8 protein-coding genes are annotated in these 9,263 nt (G+C 60.8%); 6 read left to right on the forward strand and 2 right to left on the reverse strand.

Going from position 1 to position 9,263, the window contains the following annotated elements; genetic code table 11:
• Positions 1–217 precede the first annotated feature (217 nt).
• The 5 genes from pckA to AB5164_RS09085 all read left to right on the forward strand — a co-directional run bounded on the left by pckA (position 218) and on the right by AB5164_RS09085 (position 4,834).
• Positions 218–1,888, forward strand: coding sequence for a phosphoenolpyruvate carboxykinase (ATP) (gene pckA / locus AB5164_RS09065; RefSeq protein ID WP_368143199.1), 1,671 nt, complete (start codon positions 218–220; stop codon positions 1,886–1,888).
• A 228-nt stretch (positions 1,889–2,116) separates the two neighbouring features.
• Positions 2,117–2,836, forward strand: a complete 720-nt coding sequence (locus AB5164_RS09070) for a B3/B4 domain-containing protein (protein ID WP_368143200.1) — start codon at positions 2,117–2,119, stop codon at positions 2,834–2,836.
• Positions 2,837–3,009: 173 nt separating this feature from the next.
• Positions 3,010–3,459 (forward strand): MarR family winged helix-turn-helix transcriptional regulator, encoded by a 450-nt coding sequence (locus AB5164_RS09075; protein ID WP_035137250.1) that lies wholly within the window; start codon positions 3,010–3,012, stop codon positions 3,457–3,459.
• A 119-nt stretch (positions 3,460–3,578) separates the two neighbouring features.
• Positions 3,579–4,433: a DegV family protein gene (locus AB5164_RS09080; RefSeq protein WP_117848665.1), complete on the forward strand. Its 855-nt coding sequence runs from the start codon at positions 3,579–3,581 to the stop codon at positions 4,431–4,433.
• 80 nt (positions 4,434–4,513) lie between these two features.
• Positions 4,514–4,834, forward strand: coding sequence for an MGMT family protein (locus AB5164_RS09085; protein WP_117770205.1), 321 nt, complete (start codon positions 4,514–4,516; stop codon positions 4,832–4,834).
• 382 nt (positions 4,835–5,216) lie between these two features.
• Here the strand turns inward: AB5164_RS09085 and trpS are convergent, their stop codons facing one another.
• Together trpS and AB5164_RS09095 are read right to left on the reverse strand one after the other, a co-directional pair.
• Entirely contained in the window at positions 5,217–6,266 is a 1,050-nt protein-coding gene (trpS, locus tag AB5164_RS09090) for a tryptophan--tRNA ligase (protein ID WP_138112823.1), read from the reverse strand.
• 159 nt (positions 6,267–6,425) lie between these two features.
• A complete protein-coding gene (locus tag AB5164_RS09095) occupies positions 6,426–7,625 on the reverse strand; it encodes an MraY family glycosyltransferase (protein WP_022094798.1) in 1,200 nt (399 codons plus the stop codon).
• 525 nt (positions 7,626–8,150) lie between these two features.
• On the opposite strand from AB5164_RS09095, the gene AB5164_RS09100 reads away from it, so the two are divergent.
• Complete coding sequence (locus tag AB5164_RS09100) at positions 8,151–9,089, forward strand: radical SAM protein (protein WP_006235472.1); 939 nt, start codon at positions 8,151–8,153, stop codon at positions 9,087–9,089.
• The last annotated feature ends 174 nt before the right edge of the window (positions 9,090–9,263 follow it).

Here is a 9,263-nt window from a genome sequence, read left to right on the forward strand (position 1 = left end):
CGCCGTGATGCGCGACCGGGTGCCCTACCGGGAGTAGCCCCGACGGTTGACAAAACTATAGGAACACCCAATGACTAGGCCGCTTGCGTGCGATTTTTGACCGTTGGGCGGGCTTGCCGCCCTTGCCGCAAAAACGTTTTTGCATATCGGGTACAACGGGCTTTACGTGAGTAAAGTGCGCGCCGCGTCCACGTGCCGCGTTTTTAAAGGAGGCCCCATGCCTGGTGTTACCCCTGCAAAAGTTCTGTCCAATTTTGGTATTACGCTGGTCGAAGATCCCGCCGAGAATCAACCCCGTCTGCTGGTCGATCTGCCCGCCGCGGAGCTCGTCGAGCACGCTATCCGCCGCGAAGAAGGCCGCATGGCATCCAACGGCGCGCTGGTGATCGAGACGGGGGAGCGTACCGGCCGTTCCCCCAATGACCGCTTTATCGTTGACACCCCCGATGTTCACGACAAGATTGCCTGGGGCGCGGTCAACCGCCCGCTGTCCGTCGAGAGCTATGAGGCCATCAAGGCCGGCATCGTCGACTATCTCAACGAGCGCGACGTGTTCGTCACCCGCGGCATGGCAGGTGCCGACCGCAACCACACGCGTCGACTGCTCGTTGCCTGCGAGCGTGCCAGCCAGGCACTTTTTATTAAGCAGATGCTCGCCCGCCCGCTCGCTCGCGAAATCGCGCGCACCGGCGAGCCGGACTTCTGCGTCCTTGCCGCGCCAGGTTACCAGTGTGACCCCGCCATCAAGGGCCTCAACTCCAGCGCCGCGGTGGTCATCAACTTCCAGGAACGCGTGATTCTGGTCGCCGGCACCGGCTACTCCGGCGAGATTAAAAAGTCGATCTTTAGCGTCATGAACTATCTGCTGCCCGTCGAGGACGACGTGCTGCCCATGCACTGCTCGGCCAGCATGGATCCCGTCACGCACGAGACCGCCGTGTTCTTTGGCCTGTCCGGCACCGGCAAGACCACGCTTTCGGCCAATCCCACGCGCCTGCTGATCGGCGACGACGAGCACGGTTGGTCCGACATGGGTATCTTCAACATCGAGGGTGGCTGCTACGCAAAATGCGAGGGCCTGGACGCCTTCCGCGAGCCCGAGATCTTCAACGCCGTCCGTTTTGGCGCCATTTGCGAAAACGTGGTGCTCGACGAGAACCGCAAGCCCAACTACGACGACATCTCGATCACGCACAACACGCGCGTGGCCTATCCCGTGGAGCACATTCCTAACGCGTGGACTAAGGGTATGGGCACCACTCCGAGTGTCGTGCTGTTCCTGACTTGCGACGCTTTTGGCGTGCTGCCGCCCATCTCACGCCTGACGGCCGATGCCGCTATGTACCACTTTGTGACGGGCTTTACGGCTAAGATTCCCGGCACCGAGGTCGGCGTCACCGAGCCCACGCCCACGTTCTCTTCGCTGTTCGGCGAGCCGTTTATGCCGCTCGACCCCATGGTTTACGCCAAGATGCTTGGCGAGCGCATTGCCGACGGCCGCACGCGCGTGTACCTGGTCAACACCGGCTGGATTGGCGGCGGCTACGGCGTGGGTCATCGCATCGAGCTGGCCTACACGCGCTCGCTGGTCGCGCGCGCCCTCGACGGCACCATCGAGGACAGCGAGTTCGTGCACGACGACATCTTTAACGTTGACATTCCCACGACGTGCCACGGCGTGCCCGATGGCATCCTGGTGCCGCGCCAATACTGGCAGAGCACCGCGCGCTACGACGAGGCCGCGCACAACCTGGCGGTGATGTTCGAGGAGAACTTCGAGAAGAAGTACTCGCACCTGCCCGAGTCCGTCAAAGCCGCCGGCCCGCACGCCCAGGTGTCCGCCGAGGCCCGTCATCGCGGCCACGGCTTGCTGGGACTCCGCCACTAGCGTCGCCTCAGACCCAAAACCACCATAAAGGGGCCAGTGCATCTTTGTGGTGGTTTTGCTCGCGTGGATGACTCGGGTTACAATACGCCTGACATATCGTCCCCTTCTCCGGATGGGGACAGCGCAAGCGTTCTTGTGACGGCACCGTAGGACTTTGAAGGTGGCCGTTGTAAGGGCGCTTTTTGTTTAGGCGCCCTCACTCGGGCGCGCACAATGAAGGGAGAGCGTATGAAGAGCTTTATTACCGAGGATTCATTCTGGGAGCTGTTTCCGCAGGCAGCGGTCGGTGTTGTGATCGTGGAGGGCATGAAGCCCACGGCTCAGATTCCTCAAGAGGACGTGGATGCGATTGCGGCGTTGCTCGACCGCGCCAATATCGATGCGGAGCGTCATCTGACCAGCGACACTATCAGCGAGAACGCACCGGTCAAGGCATGGTGCGAGGCCTATCGTCTGTTCAAGACCAAGAAAGGCGCGCGCTGCTCGATCGAGAACTTGCTCAAACGCGTGCTCAAAGGCAAGCCGGTGGGCCACATTACGCCCGCGGTGGATATTTACAACACGGTGTCGCTGACCTACGCGCTGCCCGTGGGAGGCGAGGATCTGCATGCGATCGAGGGAGACCTTCGCTTGAAGGTGACCGACGGTGGCGATGCGTTCTTGCCGCTTGGCGAGGAGGCGGACGATCCGACGCTGCCCGGCGAGCTCGCCTACATCGACGATGCGGGCGCTGTGTGCCGCTGCTGGAACTGGCGCGACGGCGTTCGCACGGCGCTGTCCGATGATTCGGCCGATGCGTTCCTGGCGATTGAGTGCGTGGAGCCCGAGCGGATGGGGGATTGCCAGGCCGCGATCGATCGCTTAGCCGAGCTGCTCGAGCGCTATCTGGGAGCGACGCTTGTCGTTAAGACGCTTGTGACCCGCGACAGCCCCTGCGTGGAGCTGTAGCGACGCCTGCGGATCATGTTCGCCGGTCAAAACCACCACAAAGGTGCCTGTCCCCTTTGTGGTGGTTTTTATGTTGATGGGTTAACAAATGGGGTATTTGGGTACGGGTGTCGCCTTATGCGACTAAGATGTTTACCCGTAAGCATTATGCAAGCGAAAGGCGGTCGTCTCCCATGCAGCAGAACGACGAGACACGTTTCGAGGACTTTGTCGGACTGATCAGCGGGCTCTACAAGGAGATCCAGCGCATTAAGACATCCGAGGGCGCAAGGCTGGGCCTCAAGGGCTCCGACGTTATGTGCCTTTACTATCTTGAGCGCAGCAAGGACGGCCTGACTGGCGCTGACCTGGCTCGCATGGCAGGCGTGACCCGCGCCGCCGTCTCGCGTACGCTCGCTCATCTGGAGGAGGGCGGCTACGTCGAGGTCGACGATTCGGGCGATGCCGCCGTTAAGTATCGTGCTCCGGTGCGCCTGACCGCTCTGGGCGGCGAGAGCATGAGCGAAGCGGACCGCATCATTCGCGAGGTGCTCGATACCACCGGTAAGGCTATGGGTGTGGAGCAGCGCGAGCAGATGTATGCGTCGCTGCGCACGATTCTCAACACCCTGCGCGAGCTGTAGGGCCGCCAAGGCTTTTGCTTCCAATTAACAACTGCATAGTCCTGTTTGAGCGCGTATACCGTGCCGGGGCCTTGCTGTCAAAATTCCCTGCGCGGGACCTGCGCAAGAAAGGATTCGCTATGTCCGTCCGCATTATTACCGATTCCGCAAGCGATATGTCGCCGGTCGAGCACCCAGCGCTGGCCGTTTTGCCGCTGTCCGTCACCTTTGGCACCGATGTGTACATGGATGGCATCGACATCGATCACCAGCGCTTTTACGAGATGCTCGTGGAGCGCGATGAGCTGCCCAAGACCGGCCAGGTCAACCCGTACGCGTTTTCGCAGGCGATTGCCAAGGTTCGTGAAGCCGGCGATGAGGCTGTGATTATTACCGTGGGCGCTAAGCTATCAGGCACCAATCAGAGTGCCCGTACCGCACTTGCCGAGGCGCCAGGCGGCGACGTTTACGTGGTGGATAGCAATAACGTCACTCTGGGCGAGCGTGTCATGGTCGAGTATGCCCTGCGCCTGGTGGATGAGGGTCGTAGTGCAGCTCAGATCGCGGCGGCCGTCGAGGCCGTGCGCGACCGTGTGGTGGTTATCGGCCTGCTCGAGACGCTGGAGTACCTGGTGCGCGGCGGTCGTCTGTCTGCTGCGGCCGGCGCCGTGGGCACGCTGCTCAACGTAAAGCCCGTGGTGGCTGTCGAGGACGGTCTGATCGTGCAGCTGGGTAAGGCGCGCGGTTCCAAGAACGGCCGCAATCTGCTCAATCAGAAGGTCGAAAAAGCGGGCGGCATCGACTTTTCCATGCCGCTGGCGCTCGGCTATACGGGCCTTTCGGATGCGGTGCTCAAGAAGTATATCGAGGACAGCGCGGCACTTTGGGCTGGCCACACCGAAGGCGAGTTGCCCGTTCACACCATCGGCGCCACCATCGGCACCCACGTAGGCCCCGGCGCCGTCGCCGTAGCCTTCTTCCAGCCCGCCAACTAACCGATCTGCCATAAACCACCACAAAGGGGACAGGCACCTTTGTGGTGGTTTATGCTTTTCCGGGTGGAAGGGAGCGAGCAATGGCGTCTGAGGGCTTTTTTGAACGGGTGTACGAGGTGGTCGAGCAGATCCCCGAGGGGATGGTCGCCACGTATGGTCAGGTGGCGCTGCTTGCCGGTCGTCCACGAAGTGCGCGGTACGTGGGGTATGCCCTGCATAGTAATCCGCGTCCCGGCGAGATTCCCTGTCACCGCGTGGTGTTTGCCGACGGGCACATATGCGAGGGCTTCGCTTTTGGCGGTCCCGATGCTCAACGTGAGCTTTTGCTAGGGGAGGGTGTGGCGTTTAAGGACGACATGCACGTCGACTTGCCCGCCTGTCGCTGGCCAGCAGGGCTCTAGCGCTCTGCCGTGGCCAAAACCACCACAAAGGTGCCTGCCCCCTTTGTGGTGGTTTAGTTTACTTGGGCTAACTTATGGAGAAGCTATGGCGGCGGATATTGATGCTGCAAAGTAAACCACGGTGAACTATATTGGTTTCAGCAACGGAGCAGGCAATAGGCGATGAAAAAGCCTGCCCTGTTGAGTTTGATTCGCATTCCTCCCCTCTGTGCGATTCAACGGTGTACTTCGGGAACAGGCCCGCTGGCAACTAACTGCCAGCGGGCCTGTTCCTGTTTGTCGGGGGAGTGCGATGGACGGAGCCGAAGCGGTCCGCTCCAAAAAAGGCGGACGCCGTAGCGCCCGCCCTATAGCAATCGAAAGCTCAAGTCAGCAGATCGGCCTAGTACACCATACCCATGGCGTCCTGAACCTCGGCCAGGGTCTGCTCGGCGATCTCGTTGGCGCGACGGTTGCCCTCATGCAGGACGTCCTTCACATAGTCCAGATCGTTCTCGTAGCGCTGGCGACGCTCGCGGATAGGTGCGAAGTACTCGTTGACGGCCTCGGTCACGTACTTCTTGAGCTGGCCGGAGCCGCCCATGCCAATCTCCTCGGCAATTTCGACCTCGGAGCGACCGGTGCAGATGGCGGCCGTCGAAAGCAAACCGGACACGCCGGGGCGGTTCTCGGGATCGAACGTGATCATGCGCTCAGAGTCGGTCTGGCTCTTCTTGATGCGCTTGGCCGTCTCCTCAGCGGTCATCGAGATGTTGATGGCGTTGCCGTAGCTCTTGCTCATCTTGCGACCGTCAAGTCCGGGCAGTAGCGGGGTCTCGGACAGCAGCGCCTCGACCTCGGGGAACACCTTGCCGTAGCGGTTGTTAAAGCGGCGGGCGATGGTGCGGGTGAGCTCGATGTGCGGCAGCTGGTCGCGGCCGACGGGCACGACGTTGCCCTTGCAGAACAGAATGTCGCAGGCCTGGTGCACCGGGTAGGTGAGCAGAAGGCCGGTAAGCTCGTGGCCCGAGGCCTCCATCTCGGCCTTGACCGTGGGATTGCGCGCCAGCTCGGCCTCGGAGACCAGCGACAGGAACGGCAGCATGAGCTGGTTGGCGGCGGGCACGGCGGAGTGAGCGTAGATCATGGTCTTGTCGGGGTCGATACCGCAGGCAAGGTAGTCCATGACCATGTTGTACACGTTGTCCTGGATGTGCTCGGTGGTGTCGCGGTCGGTGATGACCTGGTAGTCGGCGATGAGTACGTTGGTCCTGGCGCCCATGTTCTGCAGCTCCACGCGGCCCTTGAGGGTGCCAAAGTAGTGACCCAGGTGCAGACGGCCGGTGGGGCGGTCGCCGGTAAGCATGGTGAACTTCTCGGGCGTCTTGGCCAGGCCCTCGCGAATGGCGTTGCTCTTTTGCAGCGCGACTTCGTAGCTGTTCTCGTTTGGCATGATTGCTCCTAACGTTCGTTCGCAGGTTTTGATGATAACGCGTTTATTGGAGGGGCGGGGCGTAAGTAGGCGAGGGGCGGGAGAGGGGTGGCTTGTGCAATGGGCGCGGCGTGGCCGCGCTTGGCCAACGGTGCCTTGGCACATCCTCGGCAGCTTGCCCTAGAGCTTGTGGTGGCGCTCTTCTTTGCGCTCCTCGGCTGCCTGCTCCTCCTGCTTAAAAGCGGGGTCGTCGGGGGTGACCAGCTCGTCCTCGTGCGTGCGCTTGTTGTAATGGTGGCGTAGCACGGGTTCAAACAGGTGTAGGTGCTTGGCGAAGGCAGCCGAGCCAATGGCGAGCACGGTAAAAATGAGCACGCGCATGGGCACCTCGACCTGATTGATGGCGGCGGCGCCGGCCGAAAGCATAATGCACCAGGCATAGATGAGCAGCACAGCCTGTTTTTGGTTGTAGCCTTCTTGGATCAGGCGGTGGTGGATGTGGCCCTTGTCGGCCTGCCCGATGCTAATGTGGGCGCGCTTGCGGCGCACAATGGCGCTAAACGTGTCGATGATGGGCACACCGGCAACGATGAGCGGGATGATAAGCGAGGTGAGTGCGGCGGTGCGGCTCACGTTGAGCAGCGAGATGGAGCCCAGCGCAAAGCCCAGAAGCAACGACCCCGAGTCGCCCAAGAAGATACTTGCGGGGTTGAAGTTGTAGCGCAAAAAGGCCAGACAGGCGCCAAAGAGCGCAATGGAGAGCGCGGCGGCGTCGATGCGGCCCGAGAGAACAGCCATCGAAAACATGGTGAACGATGCGATGCCGCAGATGCCCGTGGCCAAGCCGTCGAGGCCGTCGATGAGGTTAATGATGTTGGTGAATGCCACCAGATAGATCACGGTAATGGGGTAGGCGAGCCATCCGAGCATGATCTCGCCGGGAGCAAACGGGTTGACGATGACGCCGATCCGCAGGCCGCCCATGCAGGCGATAAGCGCGGCGAGGACCTGTCCGGCCAGCTTTTGCTTGGGCGTGAGCTGGAAGACGTCGTCGATGGCGCCGGTCGCAAAGATAACGGTAAAAGAAAGCGCAAGTATGGGGTAGCTGATGTGCAGACGGGGGTGGGGCACCAAAACGGGCGGCCAACCCAGGTACCAGGTGCCTAGGATTTGCACAGTGCAGGCGACGACCAGGCCCAAAAACACCGCCGTTCCGCCCAAACGCGGGATGGGCTTGGTGTTGATGCGGCGCTTAGAAGGATAGTCGACGGCGTCGAGCTTGATTGCCAGGCGCTTGACCAGGGGTACCGTGAGGAAGGTCGTGATAAAGGCCGCCGCTGCCACGCATAGGTACGGTATGTAGCTCGGGGATGAAGCCATGAATCTAAAAACCGCCAAGCGTCGAAGGAAAAGGTCAGAAGAACGCCATGCGCAAAGGGCATAGCCGAACCATAATACTCGACCAAGGGGGGTGCATGGAATTGCACGCAGCGATAATCACGCGCTTACCAGATATTGGGATGTTGTCGATGGCTTGTCGGGATGCCGGCGGGGATCCATATGGACTGTAATGGTGATTTTCGGCAAAAGAAAACCACCCCCCACGTTACGAAAATGAACCCACCTAAAACAGGTGGGTGCCCTCATCGACTGTTCCAGCGTCCTTAACAACGAAGGATACCTGTACTAGGTACGACTGTGTGGGCTCCCTAAATAAACGCGACGGTTCACCCAGTTGCTCCGCGGGGGGCGGAATACCTACATCATAAAGCGGCACTTTATCGATTCCAGTCTTGACATTACAAAAATCGTGTCGGACGATTACGGCGCCTTGGGCTCGAGCCGTCTGTGGGGTTGATCCCTTTACGTTTGAGCTGCTGAATCGTTGTTTTGGAGCATGGTTTTATGCCGACGTCGTTGACCGAACTTTTTTCGCCCGCCTGCCATTTGTGTCCGCGCCGTTGCGGTGCGGCGCGCGATGAGGGCGCGCACGGCGTCTGCGGTGCTAACGACACGCTCAAGGTGGCCCGCGCCGCGCTTCATATGTGGGAGGAGCCGCCTATCTCGGGCGAGGCCGGTTCGGGCACGATCTTCTTTAGCGGCTGCTCGCTCAAATGTATCTACTGCCAGAACCACGAGATCTCGACCGGCAATTTTGGCCTTGAGATTTCGCCTGAGCGCCTGGTCGAGATTATGCTGGAACTGCAGGACCAGGGTGCCAACAACATCAATTTGGTGACGGCGACGCACTATGCGCACCTGTTGCCTGCCGCGATTGCCGCGGCACGGGCGCGCGGACTGGTTATCCCAATCGTCTACAACACGAGTGGTTACGAGCGCGCGAGTGCCGTGGCGGCGCTGGGCGACCTGGTCGATGTGTGGCTCACCGACTTTAAATATGCCGATGCCGGGCTTGCGCAGTCGCTCTCCCATATAAAGGATTACCCGCGTGTGGCCGTGTCGGGTCTGGCCCAGATGGCGCGCGAGATCGAGCGCCGCGGGGGAGAGTTGGTGGACGAGGACGGGCTTATGAAGCGTGGCATGATCGTGCGTCACCTGGTGCTTCCGGGGCATGCAGACGATTCGTGTCGCGTGCTGGACCTGGTGTGGCAGACGGTGGGCGACGTGCCGATCTCGGTTATGAACCAGTACACGCCCAATGCGCTCATGCGCGAGCAGGGCGGCGACCTGGCACGCGCCGTGACGCGTGAGGAGTACGAGCAGGTGCTCGACCATGCCGACGACCTGGGTTTTACGACGATGTTCTGGCAAGAGGGCGGCGCGGTAGACGAGAGCTTCACCCCCGCCTTCGACACCACCGGCGTCCTCACCAGCGCAAAGTAGAGCGCACGCTGATGATTTTTCTGGGACGGGGATTAAAAAATCATCGAGAGGATCGCCTGTTCGAAAAGTTGTCAAAATAGCCGCGTCCCAAAAAGACTGGTTGATTTCCGATCTCAGCCGAACACATTGAGCAAATAGGCCATTCCCGCACCTAGCCGAACGCCCCCGCGGCCC

It is taken from the genome of Collinsella aerofaciens (genome assembly GCF_040915425.1).
Taxonomy (GTDB): domain Bacteria; phylum Actinomycetota; class Coriobacteriia; order Coriobacteriales; family Coriobacteriaceae; genus Collinsella; species Collinsella aerofaciens_BW.

Excerpts from the sequence above, each read along its gene's own strand:
- pckA (WP_368143199.1), top strand. The coding sequence starts at position 218 with ATGCCTGGTGTTACCCCTGCAAAAGTTCTGTCCAATTTTGGTATTACG.
- AB5164_RS09070 (WP_368143200.1), top strand. The coding sequence starts at position 2,117 with ATGAAGAGCTTTATTACCGAGGATTCATTCTGGGAGCTGTTTCCGCAG.
- AB5164_RS09075 (WP_035137250.1), top strand. The coding sequence starts at position 3,010 with ATGCAGCAGAACGACGAGACACGTTTCGAGGACTTTGTCGGACTGATC.
- AB5164_RS09080 (WP_117848665.1), top strand. The coding sequence starts at position 3,579 with ATGTCCGTCCGCATTATTACCGATTCCGCAAGCGATATGTCGCCGGTC.
- AB5164_RS09085 (WP_117770205.1), top strand. The coding sequence starts at position 4,514 with ATGGCGTCTGAGGGCTTTTTTGAACGGGTGTACGAGGTGGTCGAGCAG.
- trpS (WP_138112823.1), bottom strand. The coding sequence starts at position 6,266 with ATGCCAAACGAGAACAGCTACGAAGTCGCGCTGCAAAAGAGCAACGCC.
- AB5164_RS09095 (WP_022094798.1), bottom strand. The coding sequence starts at position 7,625 with ATGGCTTCATCCCCGAGCTACATACCGTACCTATGCGTGGCAGCGGCG.
- AB5164_RS09100 (WP_006235472.1), top strand. The coding sequence starts at position 8,151 with ATGCCGACGTCGTTGACCGAACTTTTTTCGCCCGCCTGCCATTTGTGT.